Annotated in this window: 19 protein-coding genes; 3 read left to right on the top strand and 16 right to left on the bottom strand. The window is 37.5% G+C overall.

All coding sequences use genetic code 11. The annotated features are described in order from the left end of the window. The first annotated feature begins 227 nt into the window (after nucleotides 1–227). Complete coding sequence (locus tag WAZ07_RS01740; RefSeq protein ID WP_336471079.1) at nucleotides 228–677, top strand: YslB family protein; 450 nt, start codon at nucleotides 228–230, stop codon at nucleotides 675–677. A gap of 198 nt (nucleotides 678–875) precedes the next feature. Here WAZ07_RS01740 and uvrC read toward each other — a convergent pair whose 3' ends face one another. From uvrC to WAZ07_RS01660, 16 genes are all read right to left on the bottom strand, one after another. Further along, nucleotides 876–2,657 (bottom strand): excinuclease ABC subunit UvrC, encoded by a 1,782-nt coding sequence (uvrC, locus tag WAZ07_RS01735; protein WP_336471078.1) that lies wholly within the window; start codon nucleotides 2,655–2,657, stop codon nucleotides 876–878. 15 nt (nucleotides 2,658–2,672) lie between these two features. Continuing rightward, nucleotides 2,673–4,082 (bottom strand): hypothetical protein, encoded by a 1,410-nt coding sequence (locus tag WAZ07_RS01730; RefSeq protein WP_336471077.1) that lies wholly within the window; start codon nucleotides 4,080–4,082, stop codon nucleotides 2,673–2,675. Nucleotides 4,083–4,129: 47 nt separating this feature from the next. Continuing rightward, on the bottom strand, nucleotides 4,130–5,035 hold the full coding sequence (locus WAZ07_RS01725) for an FTR1 family iron permease (RefSeq protein WP_336471076.1): 906 nt from the start codon (nucleotides 5,033–5,035) through the stop codon (nucleotides 4,130–4,132). Between the two features lie 18 nt (nucleotides 5,036–5,053). Further along, the gene (locus WAZ07_RS01720) at nucleotides 5,054–5,809 is read right to left on the bottom strand and encodes a hypothetical protein (protein ID WP_336471075.1); all 756 of its coding nucleotides are present in this window, start codon (nucleotides 5,807–5,809) and stop codon (nucleotides 5,054–5,056) included. Nucleotides 5,810–5,872: 63 nt separating this feature from the next. Beyond that, entirely contained in the window at nucleotides 5,873–6,619 is a 747-nt protein-coding gene (locus WAZ07_RS01715; RefSeq protein WP_090916505.1) for a glycosyltransferase family 2 protein, read from the bottom strand. Then, entirely contained in the window at nucleotides 6,619–8,091 is a 1,473-nt protein-coding gene (locus tag WAZ07_RS01710) for an alkaline phosphatase family protein (RefSeq protein ID WP_336471074.1), read from the bottom strand. Before WAZ07_RS01710 ends, WAZ07_RS01715 begins: the two co-directional genes overlap by 1 nt. After that, nucleotides 8,079–9,041, bottom strand: a complete 963-nt coding sequence (locus WAZ07_RS01705; protein ID WP_336471073.1) for a lysylphosphatidylglycerol synthase transmembrane domain-containing protein — start codon at nucleotides 9,039–9,041, stop codon at nucleotides 8,079–8,081. The genes WAZ07_RS01710 and WAZ07_RS01705 overlap by 13 nt, the downstream gene beginning before the upstream one ends. After that, nucleotides 8,974–9,921, bottom strand: a complete 948-nt coding sequence (locus tag WAZ07_RS01700; RefSeq protein WP_336471072.1) for an SDR family NAD(P)-dependent oxidoreductase — start codon at nucleotides 9,919–9,921, stop codon at nucleotides 8,974–8,976. The genes WAZ07_RS01705 and WAZ07_RS01700 overlap by 68 nt, the downstream gene beginning before the upstream one ends. A 238-nt stretch (nucleotides 9,922–10,159) precedes the next feature. After that, nucleotides 10,160–11,332 carry a hypothetical protein gene (locus WAZ07_RS01695; protein ID WP_336471071.1) on the bottom strand — a complete coding sequence of 391 codons (1,173 nt, stop codon included), beginning with the start codon at nucleotides 11,330–11,332 and terminating at the stop codon, nucleotides 10,160–10,162. A gap of 168 nt (nucleotides 11,333–11,500) precedes the next feature. Beyond that, on the bottom strand, nucleotides 11,501–11,815 hold the full coding sequence (gene trxA, locus WAZ07_RS01690; RefSeq protein ID WP_336471070.1) for a thioredoxin: 315 nt from the start codon (nucleotides 11,813–11,815) through the stop codon (nucleotides 11,501–11,503). 210 nt (nucleotides 11,816–12,025) lie between these two features. Next, complete coding sequence (locus tag WAZ07_RS01685) at nucleotides 12,026–13,003, bottom strand: electron transfer flavoprotein subunit alpha/FixB family protein (protein WP_090916497.1); 978 nt, start codon at nucleotides 13,001–13,003, stop codon at nucleotides 12,026–12,028. Nucleotides 13,004–13,034: 31 nt separating this feature from the next. Continuing rightward, nucleotides 13,035–13,808: an electron transfer flavoprotein subunit beta gene (etfB, locus tag WAZ07_RS01680; RefSeq protein WP_336471069.1), complete on the bottom strand. Its 774-nt coding sequence runs from the start codon at nucleotides 13,806–13,808 to the stop codon at nucleotides 13,035–13,037. 78 nt (nucleotides 13,809–13,886) lie between these two features. Continuing rightward, on the bottom strand, nucleotides 13,887–14,660 hold the full coding sequence (locus tag WAZ07_RS01675) for an enoyl-CoA hydratase (RefSeq protein WP_336471068.1): 774 nt from the start codon (nucleotides 14,658–14,660) through the stop codon (nucleotides 13,887–13,889). Between the two features lie 16 nt (nucleotides 14,661–14,676). Then, complete coding sequence (locus WAZ07_RS01670) at nucleotides 14,677–15,264, bottom strand: TetR/AcrR family transcriptional regulator (RefSeq protein ID WP_461781904.1); 588 nt, start codon at nucleotides 15,262–15,264, stop codon at nucleotides 14,677–14,679. A gap of 108 nt (nucleotides 15,265–15,372) precedes the next feature. Then, entirely contained in the window at nucleotides 15,373–17,058 is a 1,686-nt protein-coding gene (locus WAZ07_RS01665) for a long-chain-fatty-acid--CoA ligase (RefSeq protein WP_336471066.1), read from the bottom strand. A gap of 318 nt (nucleotides 17,059–17,376) precedes the next feature. After that, nucleotides 17,377–17,961 (bottom strand): RNA polymerase sigma factor, encoded by a 585-nt coding sequence (locus WAZ07_RS01660; RefSeq protein ID WP_336471065.1) that lies wholly within the window; start codon nucleotides 17,959–17,961, stop codon nucleotides 17,377–17,379. A gap of 365 nt (nucleotides 17,962–18,326) precedes the next feature. On the opposite strand from WAZ07_RS01660, the gene WAZ07_RS01655 reads away from it, so the two are divergent. Both WAZ07_RS01655 and WAZ07_RS01650 read left to right on the top strand, forming a co-directional pair. Then, on the top strand, nucleotides 18,327–18,830 hold the full coding sequence (locus WAZ07_RS01655; protein WP_336471064.1) for a DinB family protein: 504 nt from the start codon (nucleotides 18,327–18,329) through the stop codon (nucleotides 18,828–18,830). Between the two features lie 127 nt (nucleotides 18,831–18,957). Beyond that, the gene (locus WAZ07_RS01650; RefSeq protein ID WP_336471063.1) at nucleotides 18,958–19,416 is read left to right on the top strand and encodes an NUDIX hydrolase; all 459 of its coding nucleotides are present in this window, start codon (nucleotides 18,958–18,960) and stop codon (nucleotides 19,414–19,416) included. The last annotated feature ends 29 nt before the right edge of the window (nucleotides 19,417–19,445 follow it).

The raw sequence follows: 19,445 nt of genomic DNA, 5'->3' as shown, positions 1-19,445 counted from the left end.
GTTATAAGAAAAACTGAAAAAATTATTCGAAATATTTCAGCATAATTTGATAACAAATTCATTTTACTCCTATTTTTGTCGAAGCGTCAAGAAAACGTATACATAATCTATATATAATTTTCATATTCTTTTTTCATTCTCTACATCAGATTTTTTCCAAAGAAATAGCTGTGTTTATCTATATAAAATGGTATATAATATTGGCAGTATAGAAAGTGGGGAATATTGTGAGTACAAAAAAAATCGAGAGCGAATCTTTACAAAATATTTCAATCAATGCATTTGCCTATGAATTGCTTCGGGGAGAATTACTCCCTGACTTAATAGGGAAAGAATTAGATGCCATTTTATATTGGGCTGGCAGAAACTTAGCACGAAAATATCCGTTAGAAACAATCGATGAAATAAGCCAATTTTTCGAAAAAGCTGGTTGGGGTGACTTAACGGTTATTGAACATAAACGTCGTGAAATGCACTTTAAACTAACAGGTGCTCTTATTGAAGAACGCCAGCAACAAAAGAGACATTCTTCTTACCAATTAGAAGCTGGTTTTATTGCCGAGCAAATTCAAAAGCAGCGTAGTGTGATTGCTGAATCTTACGAAGAGCAGAAAAAGCGCTCTAGCTCTGTTACATTCCTTGTGCAATGGGATGCAAAAGATCCTGTCGAAGTATAATGCACATTCATAAGTCAACTAGACACGACCATGTCCAGTTGACTTTTTTTATCCCGCTATTTGCGGACATGCGCCCCGCTAATGAAAGTTTTACTTTCTCTACATAAATCCATTTTAATTTTTCAATGCATAAACAGTCACTTTATATTATTTGCGACATTTTTTGATTATAACCAAAAAAATAGAAGACATTGCTACCTACAATGTCTTCCCTGTTAAATACGTATGAATGGTTTCGGCTATGTTTTGCGGCATTCCAGCTTCTATAATGTCTGTAACAGATGCTTCTTTCATTTTCTTAAGAGAGCCAAAATGTTTTAAAAGTGTTTTCTTTCGTTTTTCCCCGACTCCTGGTATATCATCCAATGCCGATTGAATAACAGATTTCCCATGAATTTGACGATGAAACGTAATCGCAAAGCGGTGCACTTCGTCTTGAATACGCTGTAATAAGTAAAACTCTTGACTGTTACGCTCTAGCAGAACAGGTTCCGGTGGTTCACCAATTATTAAATGGGATGTGCGATGTTTATCATCTTTCACAAGCCCTGCTGTTGGAATAGAAAGACCGAGTTCATTTTCTAACACATCACATACTGCAGCGAGATGACCTTTCCCACCATCAATTACAATTAAATCTGGAAGTGGTAAGCTTTCTTTTAAAACACGTGTATAACGACGGCGCACAACTTCACGCATCGATTCATAATCATCAGGTCCTTGCACCGTTTTAATTTTATATTTACGGTACTCTTTTTTGGCAGGTTTTCCATCGTTAAATACAATCATCGCGGAAACCGGATTTGTTCCTTGAATGTTAGAATTATCAAATGCTTCAATTCTATGCGGCGTTTCTATCCCTAGCTGTTCTCCTAATTTTTCGACCGCCTTAATGGAGCGTTCTTCGTCGCGTTCAATTAAATAAAATTTTTCATGCAGTGCAATTTTAGCATTCTTACTCGCTAAGTCGACAAGTTCCTTTTTCTGGCCCCGTTTTGGCTGCGTTGCATCTACGTCTAAAAACTTTCCAATCAATTCATGATCAATGCTGCTTGGTACAACAATTTCTTTCGGTTTAAAGTGATTATTTTGTTCATAAAATTGTCCGATAAACGTTAGGAATCCTTCTTCCGGATCATCATAAATCGGAAACATCGAAACATCCCGTTCAATCAACTTTCCTTTTCGAACGAAAAATACTTGCACGCACATCCAACCTTTATCAACCGCATAACCAAACACATCGCGGTCGACTAAGTCACTCATAATCATCTTCTGCTTTTCCATTATTGCATCCATATGAGCAATTTGATCTCGCAATTCTTTCGCTCGTTCAAACTCTAATTTTTCCGATGCTTCATACATTTTCGTTTCCAATTCCGAACGAATCTCTTTATGTCCACCATTTAAAAACTTAATAATTCCATCTACAATTTCTTTATTTTGTTCATCTGTTACCTCTTGTACACAAGGCGCTAAGCATTGTCCCATATGATAATATAAACAAACTTTATCTGGTATATTTGTACATTTCCGAAGCGGATACATACGATCTAACAATTTTTTCGTTTCATGAGCTGACTGTGAATTTGGATATGGACCAAAATATTTCCCTTTATCCTTTTTTACATTTCTCGTAATAAGCAAACGCGGTTGTTTTTCAGCTGTAATTTTAATAAATGGGTATGTTTTATCATCTTTTAATTGGATATTATACTTCGGATCATATTTTTTAATTAAATTTAACTCTAAAATAAGAGCCTCTAAATTTGAAGAGGTGACAATATATTCAAAGTCAACAATTTCTTCTACAAGCCGAAGTGTTTTTCCATCATGTGAACCAGTAAAATACGAGCGCACACGATTTTTTAACACCTTTGCCTTCCCGACATAGATAACTGTTCCTTGCTTATCTTTCATTAAATAACAGCCCGGTTGGTCCGGTAAAATCGCTAGTTTTTCTTTTAAATACTCGTGCACGCGCTCTCTCCTCTCTTACCTTTTCCACTCGTATAACACGATTGTATGATAAACAGGGTCAAATAGCGGGTTAGAACGAAAGACGGCAACTTCTTTTACCTGTCCTTTTATATCAACCCCTTGTTTTTGAAACCCTTCAATTAAATGGTTCGTAACGTATATTGTATCATTCTTATAATATTTTTTATCTTGTAAAAAATAGTCATATGTGTAAAAGCGTTTATGTTCATATGGTACATGCAAATATTCCATAATCCGTGTCTCTTCCCATGTATATACGATGAACGGCTGCTGTTTTTCTTGTAAATACGACACAAGCTGATACGTTGCAGGTACAGCTTCTTTTTGTTCCTGCATAAGCGGTATACTAATAACAAGTTGAAACGTTGCAAATAACAGCAATAAAATTCCGCTATGCCTTTTTAACCATGAAATAGCAAGTACGCAAAGTACTATTGCTACAATTGGATAAGAGTGACGCGGTTTATCAATATTTTGTCCAAGTAAATTCCACACAAAATATACAATGCCAAGCGCGATTAACAATTTCGGATAGCAACGTATGTTCTTCCATTGTAAAACAAATAGAAGCAAAAAGAAAAGAAAGAAACTTGTAAGAACATACGAATGGACACCTATCCCTGCAAATCCAATATTCTCGGAAAGCAAACGAAACAGACGTGATATAAGCGGTTCACTCGTTTCTGTAACAGCACCGCCCCATTCTGTAAAATGACCTTCTACAAATCCAAACGAAATTTTCCATAGTCCCTCTACACCGCCGATATTCCAAATAAGCGCTCCAATCCATACAAGCTGAGAAAGAACAGCTGTACAGCATATGATAATAAACCGCCATTTTTCTTCATGCCACTGCTGCCATACTAGTACAATAAGCGCGATTCCAAACGGTGCATATGATACACGTATTCCCATCAATACCGCGAAGAAAATGACTGGCCAAAATTGAGCTCGAAATTCATTCGTGCGAAATGCACGCTCTACACTCCACAAATACCACCATAGCACTGCTAATGCTGCTCCCTCTGACATTGGCTGTGTTACTAAAATGGAAAAATAACCGCTCGTTTGCAGTGCAGCTACAACAATAAGAGCACTCGTTTTACTTACATAATGACGTGCCATCCAATACATTGGAAAAGCCGCAGTCAGTGCCATAACCGCATTAAAAACCCCTAACGATTGCACAGGACTTTCTATAAAAAGGTGCGTCATCATTCCCCCTAAAATAAAAAATGGATAACCCGGGAAATGAGGTTGCATCGCTAATATGTCATATTGTTTTAGCGCAAGCGAAAAGTCTACTTCATCCCACGAGGCAGCAAACGGACTTGCATAAAAAAAACGAATAACAATCGCACTTGAAAACAGAATAATTGCCCATATACGTAATATTCGATTCATCTTATTTCCTTTCTGCAAAAAAAGTACAAGGAATATTCCTTGTACTTTTAGCTTACTGATTTATTTGCTTCGACTTCAGTTTTCTTTTTTTCAACAGGTTTTTTAAAAACAATTAACATATAAAGGACAACAAAATAACCGATATATGCAAGGATTTCTTCAAGTGATGGCATCGAAGAATATCCTAAAAATGCTTTTAAGAAAATACCGATATCACCGGAAAGAAGCGGCGCAATACCATGATCACGCAAGTAATGATCATAATCAATCGGATGCTCCGGAAGCAGCCACGTAATATCGTATACGTGCGGCATCACACTGCCAAGTATTTTTAAATCTTGGAGTATGGAAATACCTTGTACAAGAAGTCCCGCTGCAATGAAGACAATAAATACTCCCGTTACTCTAAAGAATACTTTTAGTGAAATACGCATCGTTCCTTTAAAGAAAAAGTAGCTGACAAGAACTGCAACAAGAACTCCTGTAATTGCTCCCCACCCTTGCATTGCTGCTTCAATATTTCCGCCTGTAATCGCAGCAAAGAAGAACACTGTTTCAACGCCTTCTCGTAGCACAACAAGAAAGGAGTGTACGACCATCCCAATTACGTTTCCAGTCGTAATATAATGACTCATTTTACTTTCCATAGTGCCTTTTATATTTTTGCTATGTTCTGCCATCCAAAATACCATTTGTGTAAGCAAAATAACGGAAATGAACATAATCGATATCTTTAAATACATCTCACTTCCCATTGCGGCAAAGCCAGTAAACACAACTTGGAAGACAAGAGCAACAATATAACTTGCTACAACCGCAAGGCCTGCTCCTAACCAAACGTATTTCACAAACTGCTTATTATCCGTACGCTTTAAATACGTAGTAATAATCCCAACAATGAGCAATGCTTCTAATACTTCACGAAATGTAATAAGAAATGCCTGTAATTGCATCGCTCTTCCTCCTCATTCTTACTTACGTTTTCGCATTGCGTATACAATAACTCCAACAAGTATAAGTACTATAACAACAATTGGAGCCCAGTTTTTCAATTTGCTTAAATCTGTCCATTCTGTTTTGCCTGCGCTTTTTGAAGCTTCTTCTTTTCCGCTCGCATCAAAATGGCCAACTCTGAAATCTTTAATTTTAAATTCTTTTTGTAAACTTGTTAAAATAACATCTTTACTTTTCTTGAAAGCATCTTGATTTGCTTCCTTTTGTCCTACTCCAAATAAGCCTGGATTTCCAAGTGATTCTAATGCTTTGTTAAATTCATCTTTTAAAGTTGTATCTAACTCTTTATTATGCTGTGCAACAACTGGTGATAACGCTTCATATGTTGCAAATGCTTTTGCTAATAAACGTTTACTTGTATCATAATCTTTAAATTGTTCATCAACATTTGTTAAACGACGATTAATATTAAGAGCAAGAATTTTTTGCATATCAGCAATAAGATCTTCTTTATTTTTCTTATCAAAATCGTTCATAATTGCTTTAGTTGGTTCTTTTCCCATGTGCTGATCAATTTCTGTCTGCACATTTTCATATGCTTTCTTTGCTTCTGTAAAGTTTGGCGGATTTTCATCTAACTTCGCGACCATTTGCTTATATGCCTCTGCAACCTTTTCCTCGTTCGGATTTCCGTACGAATAAGCAAATGCACTTGTATGTATCGAGAATAGTAAAAAAACACCAACAAATAATGAAGTAATTATTTTTTTCATAAACGTTCCTCCTAAAGAGATGATAATAATTATCACTTTCAATGTCAAGAAAAGAAATACTCACTATGAGCATTTCTTTTCTCTTGCTAATACATGCGCTTCATAATCAATTATAACTTTCTCTACCGGGCGTCTCATCTCTTTCCAAATTGCGGGAAAAACGCGCGTCATATACTTACGAAACGAAATAAACGACTCCCCTGTTTCACGCACTTTATACGTAATCGGTACTTCCTGAACTCGAAATCCTTTTCGCACTAAATTTAGTGTAATCACTTGTGCATAATTGTAATCATGCACAATTTCCCCGTGCTCCATCGCTTGCCGTGAAAAAGCACGCATCCCTGATTGACCATCACGAATCCATTTACGTAGCAATATACATTGCAGCATCGTAAAACAATAGTTTCCAAGCCGTCTATGCAGTTTCATACCGCTAATGGTACCGCGAAAACGTGATCCCATTGTATAATCTGCTTTTCCTTCCAAAATGGGCTGCAATATATTCGGAATTTCATCTGCTGGATATTCATCATCCGCATCAATCATCACACTAATATCAGCTCCCAGTCGATAGCTCTCCTTGAGGCCTGCTCGAACAGCTGCACCTAAACCGCCATTTTTTGCAAATGAAACGATATGATCTGCTCCTGCTTCTTTTGCAACTTCTACCGTTCTGTCTGTTGAACCGTCATCAATGATAAGAACTTCTACTGTTACACTCGGATGAAAATGACGCGGTACTTTTCGAATAACATGCGCAATGGATTCTTCTTCATTTAGGGCTGGTATAAATACAATCACTTTCATTACTTTTCCTGCTCCTTTAACGCTTCCACTAACACAGGACCACGGCTATGTGATGGATACGGTGCACCTAATAAATAAGCAAGTGTTGGTGCCATAGAAACGAGGCTTTTCTTCTCTTCTATTTTCACACCTTGTTTAATATGGGGACCGTACATAAAGAATGGCACAAAACGTTCTCCCTCATCTAAATGGCCATGACCGCCAATTCCATCTGCCTGTCCATGATCAGCACAAATGATAAACGTCGTATTCTCTGCTTTTCCTGTTTTCTCTAAATGCTCGATAAAATGTTTCACATGCTGGTCTGCTTCATAAATTTTTTGTAAATACTCATCATATAATACACCGCGGCTATGTCCCGTTTGATCTGTTGAAATGAGTTGTACAATAAAAAGATCTGGGTCTTGTTCATCCATAATTTGTTTCGCCTTCTCCATAATCTTTCCATCCACAACATCATTTTTCATCACAGCTGTAAATGTTTCTACATCTTCACCAAACGCATCGACTAAATGCGCAACGGCTAGCATTTTTCCTGTTTTGTCTACTTTTCGAAGCGAATCAAAAATACTTTCTACGTTCACACCGTGTTTCCAAACCATGTTCGATTTAATGCCATGCTCAAACGAATACGTCCCTGTAAACATAGAGGAGAAACATACAACAGTACGAGCTGGATACACCGTTTCCATGTTTAAAAACTCCGTCCCTTTTTTTCGAAGAGAATCTAAATACGGTGTATGCGCTGCTTCAAAACGATCTTTACGCATGCCGTCAATAACAATGACAACTACTTTTTCATTCAGTGCTTCTTTATTTTCAGGCATATTTTCCGTATAAGTTGGAATTGCTTTTGGCTGCCAATCAAATAAATTACGATGCAAGATAATTGTATATAGTGCAAGAGCACCGTAAAACATAATAATTGTTTTCCAATCTACTGCACCTAGCGTACCGCCTTCTTGGAAGAAAAGATAATAATAATACCAAAGCGATAACAATAGTAAAAACTTTGGCATTTGCTCCTGGGCATTTCCACTTGTAGAATCACTGTTCTTTAACACGAGTTTCCAAAAACGTGTAAAGTTTAGCCAAGACGTTCCAATGCGCAAATGATAATATAACGTTCCCCAAAATAAGATTGTAAAGAAAAAATATAATCCTAATGCAAATAATAATAACGGTATGTGTACCGTTTTAAAGACGATTAAATAGACAACGAACGGTAGCCACAAGTAATTTCGTAAAAACAATGGAAAATCAAACAAATAATATAAAACGAGTAGCGGAACAATGAATAAAAAACCACTAAAAAAGGCAGGAACAAAACCCGGTTGTCCAAACTGTGAAATAGAAAACAACAAAAATGTACCGAATACAAAAATCGGTGTAAATGGTTTCCCTTCATTTAGTAGGTTCCAACAGCGCGCCGCTACTTTTTCAAATTTTGACGCTTTCTTTACTTCTTCCAAAGAATTTTTTCTCCCTTCTGACTGAAAAATGAGCGTAATTCCATCGGATATAATAGTAATAGTATTACGCCCACACCATAAGAAAATATAAATTTAAAACCATGACTCATTAACGACCATTGGTAGGCATCAGATTGCATGGTTCCTACTGCTTGCAATGCTAATGTCATAACGGTCTCATACGTACCAATTCCGCCTGGTGTTAGTTGAAACACTTGTCCAGCAATGGTCACGCTATTTACCCAAACGGCTTGCACAAATGATAAAGGCTTAGCGATTTCATAAATTACAAATGCCTCGCAAATCCAGCTCAGCATAATAAGCAAGAGAATCATTCCGCCTTGTAGAGTAAATAGTGACTCTTTCAGTTGCTTCCACTGCTTTTCTGCAAATTGAGGTACTTTCTTATATAAGAGAAATAACATCACGCTTCCTATACATACACACGTTAGAATAACAGAAACATTAAGTAAAATACTTCTCCATAATAGTAACATACCCGCTGCCCCAAACAGACCGAGAATAAACAGATCTAGTATACGAAGTACAACGACAGATTGCGCCGCTTCTCCTAATGTTACTTTCTTCTCTCTTGTAATCGTCGTAATGCGAACAGCATCTCCTACTTTTAGCGGAGAAACATGATTAATGAATAAACTATACAACAGTCCATATAATGCCTCTTTCATCGTAATGCGATGATGAAGATATAATTTCCATGCATATGCACGAAATAAAAAAGCGATGCTGTACATCATAACGAGAAGCATAATTGTGTACGGCTGTCTCCATAAATCTTGAAGATGTTTCCATAATGAGGATACTTCAAACGATCGCCATGACAAAAGAAAAAAGATACATAGCAAAAAAACACCGCAAATATTAAACAATATCCGAATATTGTTTCGCCCACGCAACGGTTCGTTCCAACCCTTCTGCAAAAGATACACGCGGCCTATATCCAAGTTGTTCTTGCGCTTTTGAAATATCTGCCCACGTTGATGTTACGTCCCCTTTTCTATGCGCTTCTCTCCTTACACGCATAAACGGGAAATGTGTTTCTAACTGCGCGAGTAATTCTGTCATTAAAATAGGCGCGTTAGACCCCAGATTATATACATCACTATGATTTGATTGTAATGTAAGAGCGATTCCTTCTGTAATATCATCGATATACGTATAATCACGACCTGTACCTGTTCCGTACACAACAATTTCTTCCTCGTTTAATAATTTTCGAATGAAGCTTGCAATTGCCATATCCGGACGTCCCCACGGTCCATATACAGTAAAGAACCGTAAAATATTCATTTGAAATCCGTACATATATTGATACGCATGACAAAGAGATTCTGCTCCGTATTTGGATGCAGCATACGGTGAAAGAACACGACCGTTTGCCATTTCCTCTCGCAACGGCATCCCTGTCTGCTCTCCATATACAGAAGAAGACGATGCAAAAATAACATGCTTCACATTTTCTTCGCCGGCACATGTTAATACGTTGCTTGTCCCTTTTATATTAATATCAACGTAAGCACCTGGTATTTCAAGCGATGGTCTTACACCTGGAAAGCCGGCTAAATGAATCACCGCATCGATTTTCTCTTGCTGCATCACAGCTTTCACATCATCTTTTTGTAAAATATCACATTCATAAAATGGAACGTTCCCAACTTTCTGGACTTGTTCTAATTGAAAAAGTTTTCTAGACTTCGCATAATAAGAGTGAAAATTATCAAGAAGCACAACTTGTTTACCTTGCTCTAATAATTTCAACGCAAGGTGACTTCCGATAAAACCCGCTCCTCCAGTAATTAATACTTTCATTTCGTTCACCACCTTCTATCACCCTATGCAAAAGAAGAAACCTTGTCAAGGCAAGGTTTCTTCAAAAGAATATAGACGTTTCGGTTTTATCCCGCATTAACGGACAGTAAGACCCCCGCCTCAAAATTCAGAGAAAAGCAAAGAAAATAGGTGGGGATAACTGTCCGTAAAAGCCCGATTGGTGAGGGCTTTCCATCAGCGGGGGATAAAGCCCCCCCTCACTGATGGAAGTTTCACTTTATTTCGCTGTTTCCACAACTTTATTTAACGTGGATTCAATTTGCGGCAATAACTTGTCTGCTTCTTCTTTCTTTTTCGCTTTTACTGCGTCTAAATAAGATTGTGCTGTTTTTGTTAACTCTGCTGTTTGCTGCTCGCCAAGTACCGTTTTTAAATCATTTTCAATCATGTTAATGAACAATGCACCTTCTAATGCTGTAACAGGACCTTTGTCTTTTCCGAAGTTTTCTTGGCTCTCTTTATACTCACCTAATGCAACTTTTGCGAATCCACGTACAAACGCTTTATTTACCGCTTTTGCGTCAACTGTTTTTACATCTGTTTTTAAATCAAATTGCTTTAAGATAAATTCTGCTTCTTCAGGAGCTGCTTTTTTTACATATGGATAGACAGCTTGATAAAATGCCCATCCCTCAGCTTGCTCAACTTTAGCTTTTTTCTCATCTTTCTTTGCTTCTTCTACCATTTTTGTAGCATAACCGTGCGGCTCAGCGCCCGTTGCAAAGTAGAATGTTTTCATTAACGTTTTATCTACAACTTGCTTGCCAAGAGAAAACGCAAGTTTGTCGCCTTTATCAATTGCTGCGTTCATTTCATCAAAGCCGCCTTTAATCGTAGAAGCCATTTGTGTACCGTATGCCGTATCACGCTTTCCAACTGTACCTTCTACACCTTTATAAAACGCAAGCGCTTCTTCCATTTCTTTTTTCACATCATCTTTTTTGCCCCATTTTGTATCAATTTCTTTGAAATCATGGCGCATAGATTGGAAGAATTCTTTTTGCATTAATTTATCAAATAGTTGTCTTACAACCATTGGTTCCATTTCTTTCTTTTTCCCTGCTTCTAATGCAGCTGTAATTGTTGGATCAATTTGCTCACTAAATTCACCATCACGTTTTTGAACAAGAGATTGTAATTTTTCTTTATATAACTTTGTTACCTTATCAAAGTCAACCTCTTTGCCGTCTTTCGCTTTGTCAAGCTCCGCTATTCCATCTTTGTAAGCTTGTACAAAATCTGCTTCTTGTTGTTTTGTTTCTTCTTTTTTCGCAGTTTGTTCTGTCTTCTTCTCTTGTGCTTCAGACTTTTTCGTTTCCTCTTTCGCACAACCTGCAAAAAGTAAAGTTGTTACCGCTGCTGCAGATAATACTTTTAATTTTAACGTCATGGCTTACGTCCCCCTAAAACTCATTGATAGTGATTTTCATTATTGATAGCTTGATTATAAAAGTAGGGGTGACAAGTGTCAACAACATTTTCGTATCCGTTGTCTTATTTACACAAGGTAATTTTAACCAATATAAAAAGCCCAGCATCATCTGCTGGGCTTTGGAAATTAGAAATGTTTAGATACTAATTCAGCTAACGCTTCTTTCGGCTTGTAACCTAATGCTTGATCAACCACTTGACCGTCTTTTAATACGAAAAGAGCTGGGATGCTCATTACTTCGAATTTACGAGCTGTTTCTTGGTTTTCATCCACATCTACTTTTACTACCTTTACTTTATCGCCTAATTCTGCATCGATTTCTTCTAATACAGGAGCAATCATTTTACAAGGGCCGCACCAAGGTGCCCAAAAATCTACTAATACAAGACCTTCGCTTGCTTCAGCTGCGAAAGTTTGGTCAGTTACGTTTACAATTGCCATATTATTTCCTCCTTTATAAATTTTCTAACCAAAGTATATCATTATCTTATATACGTGGCGAATAATATGTATCGTTAAGTATTTTAACAAATAAATCGACCTTTATACTAGAGAATTTTCTTCTGAGTGAAAAAGCGAGAAGCAGGGGACCTCTCGCTTTTCTTTATTTATATAGGGGTAATTACTTACTAGGAACTCATTATCCGCAACTTAAGAATGTACTTTTAACTTTTTAAATTCTTCTGTTAGAAGCGGTAATACTTCAAATAAGTCACCAACGATGCCATAGTCAGCTACTTTAAAAATATTCGCTTCCGGATCTTTGTTAATTGCTACGATAATCTTTGAGTTAGACATACCAGCTAAATGCTGAATCGCACCAGAAATACCACATGCAATATATAAATCTGGCGTTACAACTTTACCTGTTTGCCCAATTTGCAGTGAATAATCGCAATACTCTGCATCACAAGCTCCGCGAGACGCACCGACTGCTCCGCCAAGCACATCTGCTAATTCTTTTAACGGCTTGAAACCATCTTCACTTTTCACGCCGCGTCCGCCTGCAATAATTACTTTTGCTTCGGAAAGGTCTACGCCTTCTGCTGTTTTACGGACAACTTCTTTAATCACTGTACGTAAATCTTTTACATCGACTGTCATAGAGGAAACATCGCCTGTACGCGCTTCATCTTTTTCAAGCGGCGCAATGTTATTTGGACGAATTGTCGCAAATAAGACTCCATCTGTTACAACCTTCTGCTCAAATGCTTTACCAGAATAAATTGGACGTGTGAACACAACATTACCACCAGCCACTTCTAACGCTGTCACGTCAGAAACAAGACCTGCCTCTAATTTCGCTGCAAGTTTTGGTGATAAATCCTTTCCTAATGCCGTATGTCCAAAAACAATTCCTTCTGGTTTTTCTTCTTCATACACCGCTAGAAATGCTTGCGCATATCCATCAGACGTATATGAAGCCAATTTATCGCTTTCAACTGTCACAACGCGATCTGCACCGTAAGAAATAAGTTCTTGTGCAAATGAAGCGACGCTTTCACCTAGTAAAAGACCGACCACTTCTCCGCCTTCTGCAATTGTTTTTGCGGCTGCTACTGCCTCAAATGAAACGTTACGTAAAGAACCGTCACGAACTTCTCCCATTACTAATACTTTACGAGCCATATGTTTTCCCTCCTGGATATCCTAGTATTTTTTAAACTACTTTCGCTTCTGTATGCAATAACGATACAAGTTCTTTTACTTGATCTTGCAGTTCGCCTTGTAACACTTTTCCAGCATCTTTCTTAGGAGGTAAATAGATTTCAATCGTTTTTGTTTTCGCTTCTACATCATCTTCATCTAAATCTAAGTCATCTATTTCTAAAGTTTCTAGCGGCTTTTTCTTCGCTTTCATAATACCTGGAAGCGATGGATAACGCGGTTCATTTAAACCTTGCTGTGCTGTTGCTAAAAGAGGTAACGATGTTTCAATTACTTCTGTGTCCCCTTCTACATCACGCTCGATTTTCACGTTTGTACCGTCAATTTCAAGCTTTGTAATTGTTGTTACATATGGGATATTCAGAGCTTCCGCTACACGTGGTCCAACTTGTCCAGATGCACCGTCAATCGCTACGTTACCAGCTAAAATTAAGTCAACATCCTTCTCTTTTAAGTACTCAGCAAGCACTTTTGCTGTTGTATATTGATCGCCATTTTCAACATCATCTTCAATGTTGATCAATACCGCTTTATCACAGCCCATCGCTAATGCCGTACGAAGTTCTTTTTCACTATCTTCACCGCCAACAGTAACGACTGTAACTTCACCGCCATGTGCATCTCTTACTTGAATTGCTTCTTCAATCGCATATTCATCGTAAGGGTTGATGATGAATTCTGCTTCGCCATCGTAAATTGCACCGTTTTTAATTGTGATTTTTTCTTCTGTATCAAATGTTCGTTTCATGAGTACGTAGATGTTCATTCTATTTACCCCCTTGTTTTTTAAGGAAAATTTGGTTAATTATAATTTTCTGTTAATTTATATTAAAAAAATAGAGAACTACTTGCCGTTAAAAGAAGGTTTACGTTTTTCTAAAAACGCTGCTACACCTTCTCTTCCATCTGTGCTTGTGAACACTTCACCAAATATTTGCGCCTCACGTTGTACTCCTTCATAATAATGAGAAGACTTCGTTGTTTGGAGAAGTTCTAATACAGCACGGACAGATGCTGCGCTTTTTCCGGCAATCTTTTTCGCTACCTTCAGCGCCTCTTCTAACAATACTTCTTCAGGGAATGCCCGGTTTGCAAGCCCCATCTCAGCTGCTTCCACACCTGAAATCGGATCGCTTGTTAACATCATTTCACAAGCTTTTGCTTTCCCAACATAACGCGGTAAGCGCTGCGTTCCCGCAAATCCTGGAATCAATCCTAGCGTTAGCTCTGGCAAACCGATTTTTGCAGTTTCACTTACAAAGCGCATATGGCAAGACATCGCAAATTCTAATCCACCGCCAAGCGCTGCGCCGTGAATTGCCGCAATAATTGGCTTTGTAAATTTTTCAACACGTTCAAATATCACTTGTCCATGTTGTGATAATTTTGTAGCCTCGTTTGCTTCTTCAACAGAAGTGAACTCTTTAATATCCGCTCCCGCTGAGAAAAAGCGGCCTTCCCCATGAACAAGGACAACGCGCACATTCTCATCCGTTTCTACTGCATCAAGCAGTTCACCAACTTCACTAATAACTTGTGAAGACATCGCATTTGCTGGCGGATGATTAATCTTTACAATTGCTATGTAATCCTCCACCGTTACAGATAGGAAATTCAAATGTACTCCCTCCCCATTAATTGCGGTAACCACAAGCTGCTACTAATAGCTCATGCACCGTTTTCGAAATTGCGACCAAATCATATTTATGATCGCTCATTACCCAGTTGGTGACAACTTCATCTACTGTTCCGAAAATCATTTGTCTTGCCACGCGGACATTTAAATCCGTGCGAAATTCTCCTTGCCTGATGCCAGTTTCTAAAATTTCATCAATGACTTGCAAGTACCCTTTCAGCACTTCATTAATTTTGAGGCGTAAGTCTTGGTTGGATTGGCGAAGTTCTAGTTGCGTAACGATAGCAAGAGAATCATTTTGCGAAAGTAAAGAGAAGTGTGTTTCTACCAACATAAATAACTTCTCTACAGCGCTTTCGATTCCTGCTGTTTTTTGCCGAATTGTTTCGATAAATTCTCCCATCTTCTCCTGAAATAAGGATATTAATATATCTTCTTTATTTTTGAAATATAAATATATCGTTCCATCGGCAACACCAGCTTGTTTTGCTATTTTGGAAACTTGGGCTTGGTGGTATCCATTTTCTGCGATGACAATCACCGCTGCATCAATAATTTGATTATATTTAGGTCGATTCTTTTTCACAGTACTATCCCCTTCAAGAAGATGACTGAATGATGATTCATTCACATTTCAATAATACTGACTATTTTAAATATTGTCAATGCTATTCACTCAAAAAAAGAAAGGGCATTAGCCCGTTTGCTCATCACCTTGCTTTTGCAATTCTTCCTCAACAAGCACACGACGCAAAATCTTACCAACAGTTGTTTTCGGTAATTCTTTTCGAAACTCATATACTCTCGGCACCTTATACGCTGCTAAATATTTGCGAGCAAACGCATTTAACTCTTCTTCTGAACATGTTACACCATCTTTCACAACAACGAACGCTTTTACCGTTTCACCGCGATACGGATCAGGCACACCAAGAACAATCACTTCTTGCACCTTTTCATGCTCATATAATACTTCTTCTACTTCACGCGGATATACGTTAAATCCACTTGCCACTATCATATCTTTCTTCCGATCTTTCACATAAAAGAAGCCGTTTTCATCCATATATCCGACATCACCTGTATACAGCCATCCATCTTTCAGCACCGCTGCTGTTTCCTCCGGCTTATTCCAGTAGCCTTTCATCACTTGCGGGCCTTTCACAACAATTTCGCCAACCTCACCTACCGGCAGCGGTTCACCTGTTTCTAGTGACAGAATACGCGCATCTGTACTTGGCCACGGCACACCAATACTTCCAGGCACTCGCTTTGTCCATAAAAAATTACCATGTGTAACTGGGGACGATTCTGTTAAACCGTATCCTTCTACAAGCTTTCCACCTGTCACACTTTCAAACTGTTCTTGCACTTCAACTGGAAGAGCAGCTGATCCACTAATACATGCACTAATAGAAGAAACATCATATTTATGAAGCTCAGGATAGTTTAATAGCGCAATATAAATAGTCGGGGCTCCAGGAAATAATGTAACGCGATGTTTTTTAATCGCCTCTAATACCATTTTAATATCAAATTTCGGAACAAGAACCATTTTATATGCTTGCATAATCGATAAATTCATAACAGCTGTCATCCCGTATACATGAAAAAACGGCAATACACCGAGAAGAACCTCTTCACCTGCCCTGCAATTATAAAGCCAATGCATTCCCATCCTTGTATTGGACACGAGATTTTTATGAGTAAGCATAACGCCCTTTGGAAATCCTGTCGTCCCGCCTGTATATTGCAGGAGAGCCAAATCTTCTTCTGGATCACACGGCACATCTACCGCTGCATCCTCTGCACGTTCAATAGACTTCCAAACGTGAATATTCTCACTTTCTTTTACATGAACAACGAGGTTCGTTTGCTTCTTTTGTACAAATGGATACAATAAATTTTTCGGAAATGGTAAATAATCTGCGATGCGTGTAACAATGACATGCTCAATATTCGTTGAGGACTGAACATTGCTGACTTTCGGAAACACTATATCGAGGCAAAGAATAATTTTCGCGCCTGAATCATGAAGTTGGTATTCAAGCTCTCTTTCTGTATAAAGCGGATTCGTTTGCACGACAACACCGCCAGCTAATAGTGTTCCGTAATAACCGATAACACCTTGCGGGCAGTTTGGCAGCATAATCGCAACTCTGTCCCCTTTTTCCAACCCAAGTTTGCGAAGATAATTAGCAAATTGCCTGACTTTACGATCTAACTCTGCGTACGTAATATCTTTCCCTAGAAAATGAAGCGCTTTCTTTTCTGGATATTGTGAAGCAGCTTCCTGCAAATACATATGAAGAGGCTTCATATCAAAGGAAATCGTGTGCGGAATTTCCTTTGGATAACTTTGCAGCCATGGTTTTTCCACTTCTAACTCCCCCTTCTCTACTTTTTAAAAGCATATCTCCCCCGCTTTAACGGCACGCCCGTTCTAAAATAAATGAATGTGTATTCATGTTGCTTATTATCATTATAGTATAGGGATTGTTCGGTTACAATCATAATATTCAGACTATTGTAAACCTATTACCACCCTACGAATATTCTCCAACATACAAGTGTAATAACTCCCGTTAATAACGAAAATGTAACTCAAAATTATTGGTGATGAATTCATTTTTGTTAATAAAGACAAGGACAAGCAAAAAAGAAGACTTTCTTAACAAAAGTCTTCTCTCTTTATCAATTATTCTTTCTTCAAATTAATCTCAATATCTTTTCCATTCTCATCTTTCAAAATCACTTTGAGATCTCCTACTTCATCAAAAGAAGTAATATCAAATGTTTTTAACCGCTGCCTTGCTCTACTTAATCTCGATTTTATCGTTCCTTCTTTTTCACTTAAAATTTCACTTATTTCTTTTGTCGTAAATTTATTTACATAAAATAAAACAATCACTAATCTGTACTCGGCACTTAAATGGCTTAAAATACTTTCGAAATCTAATTTTTGTTCTATCTTTTCATTCATCGTATGCTGACTCGGAACTTGCTCGTAATCTTCGACATATACAATTTTATTTTTTCTTATTATATCGTTACACTTATTCATTAATATTTTCATAATCCATGTTTTAAAATAGCGCGGCTCTTTTAATTTCTTCAAATTACTAAAGGCTGCAAGAATAGCTTCCTGCACAGCATCACCTATATCTTCTTCATTTTTGAGACGTGCTTTTGCGACCTTATACATTTGCGGCATTATGATATCAATTGCCTCAATAAAGGCTTCTTCATCACCCTTTTGCGCTCGCTTTAAGAGTAACTCCATATAGCTCCCCCTTTAAAAGATTTATATACGTATATATTTTTGTACACCTATTAGACTATATAGAGATTCAAATGGTTGCATTTTATAGAATTTTTTTCAAATACTATATAAAGCCATTTTAATTTTTCGACATATAAGTCGCTGCTATGCAGAATACAACATAACCGCTTCTATGCGGCCAGTTGCTCTCGTCTCCCTTAAAAGAAAGGGGTTTTTATGTCGTTTTTTAATTTATATATAACTCCTTCTATACATATATCTTTCTGTAACTCTAACAAAAATCTCTCGTAAATTTAAATACTAGAAGGAAACTACAAAACTTTCACGAATTTACCATTTGAATCTAACCATAGGAGGTTTTTTCTATGTTCCAAACTGTAGAAGGTTTTTTAAAGGCGTGGAAATACGAAGCAGATTCAACCCAAAGAGTATTAGATATGCTAACTGATGAATCATTAACACAAGAAATTACACCAGACAATTGGACGTTAGGACGCATTGCATGGCATATTGTGACAACTGTTCCTGTTATAACATCAAGAACAGGCTTAAAATTCGAAGGAGAAACGGAGGATTACCCCGTTCCAACTTCAGCACAATATATCGCGGACAGCTATCGTCAAATGAATGAAGCATTTACTAAAGCATTACAGACACAATGGACAGATCAAGATTTAGAGACAATAAATGATTTCTTCGGAAAACCAATGCCTAATTCAATCTTTTTAATGACTGTCATTAACCACCAAAACCACCACCGCGGGCAAATGACAGTCCTTATGCGCCAAGCAGGATTAAAAGTTCCTGGCATTTACGGACCAGCAAAAGAAGAGTGGGCTCTAGCTGGAATGGAAGCTCCGAAGATGTAATATGTGCTTATGAAATGAAAACGAGGTTCCTCTTTTTTGAGGAACCTTGTTTTTGTTCTATGATAACAAAACAAATTTCTTTGGTATCATTTATAATGGATATAAATGAATATTGGAGCTGAAACACATGGATTATATAAGTTATTTACGAAATATGGTTGGACATGAAAAAGTAATTATGGTGGTCGCAGGTTGTTTTGTATTGAATGAAAAGAATGAAGTGCTTCTGCAATTACGATCTGATAACGGCAAGTGGGGACAGCCTGGCGGATTTATGGAATTTGGCGAGACAGTTGAAGATACAGCAAGGAGAGAAGTGTTTGAAGAAACTGGTTTGAAATTAGGCAAACTGGAATTCTTTAATGTATATTCTGGAAAGAAATACGAAAGAACGCTATCTAACGGTGATCAAGTTGCCTTAGTGAAATTGACTTATATTTGCAAGGATTTTCATGGAACATTACATACTGATAACGAAGAAAGCTTACAGCTAAAATTTTTCCCCTTAGATAATTTGCCTGAACTATGGCAGAATCAACAAGAAGTTTTTGACGATTTGTTGGAGTTTATGAAAATAAAGAACTAATGTTTCCTATCAAGTAGATAAAAGACCTA

Origin of the sequence: Bacillus bruguierae (assembly GCF_037104725.1) — a bacterium.
GTDB classification, from domain to species: Bacteria; Bacillota; Bacilli; order Bacillales; family Bacillaceae_G; genus Bacillus_A; species Bacillus_A bruguierae.
This window is presented reverse-complemented; position numbering and strand designations above follow the sequence as displayed.

Bases quoted from the DNA above. Each gene is read 5' to 3' on its own strand.
- WAZ07_RS01700 (WP_336471072.1), bottom strand. From the start codon at position 9,921: ATGAAAGTATTAATTACTGGAGGAGCGGGTTTTATCGGAAGTCACCTT.
- WAZ07_RS01725 (WP_336471076.1), bottom strand. From the start codon at position 5,035: ATGCAATTACAGGCATTTCTTATTACATTTCGTGAAGTATTAGAAGCA.
- WAZ07_RS01715 (WP_090916505.1), bottom strand. From the start codon at position 6,619: ATGAAAGTGATTGTATTTATACCAGCCCTAAATGAAGAAGAATCCATT.
- WAZ07_RS01660 (WP_336471065.1), bottom strand. From the start codon at position 17,961: ATGGAGTTACTCTTAAAGCGAGCGCAAAAGGGTGATGAAGAAGCCTTT.
- WAZ07_RS01730 (WP_336471077.1), bottom strand. From the start codon at position 4,082: ATGAATCGAATATTACGTATATGGGCAATTATTCTGTTTTCAAGTGCG.
- WAZ07_RS01720 (WP_336471075.1), bottom strand. From the start codon at position 5,809: ATGAAAAAAATAATTACTTCATTATTTGTTGGTGTTTTTTTACTATTC.
- WAZ07_RS01685 (WP_090916497.1), bottom strand. From the start codon at position 13,003: ATGGCTCGTAAAGTATTAGTAATGGGAGAAGTTCGTGACGGTTCTTTA.
- WAZ07_RS01655 (WP_336471064.1), top strand. From the start codon at position 18,327: ATGTTCCAAACTGTAGAAGGTTTTTTAAAGGCGTGGAAATACGAAGCA.
- WAZ07_RS01695 (WP_336471071.1), bottom strand. From the start codon at position 11,332: ATGACGTTAAAATTAAAAGTATTATCTGCAGCAGCGGTAACAACTTTA.
- etfB (WP_336471069.1), bottom strand. From the start codon at position 13,808: ATGAACATCTACGTACTCATGAAACGAACATTTGATACAGAAGAAAAA.
- WAZ07_RS01650 (WP_336471063.1), top strand. From the start codon at position 18,958: ATGGATTATATAAGTTATTTACGAAATATGGTTGGACATGAAAAAGTA.
- trxA (WP_336471070.1), bottom strand. From the start codon at position 11,815: ATGGCAATTGTAAACGTAACTGACCAAACTTTCGCAGCTGAAGCAAGC.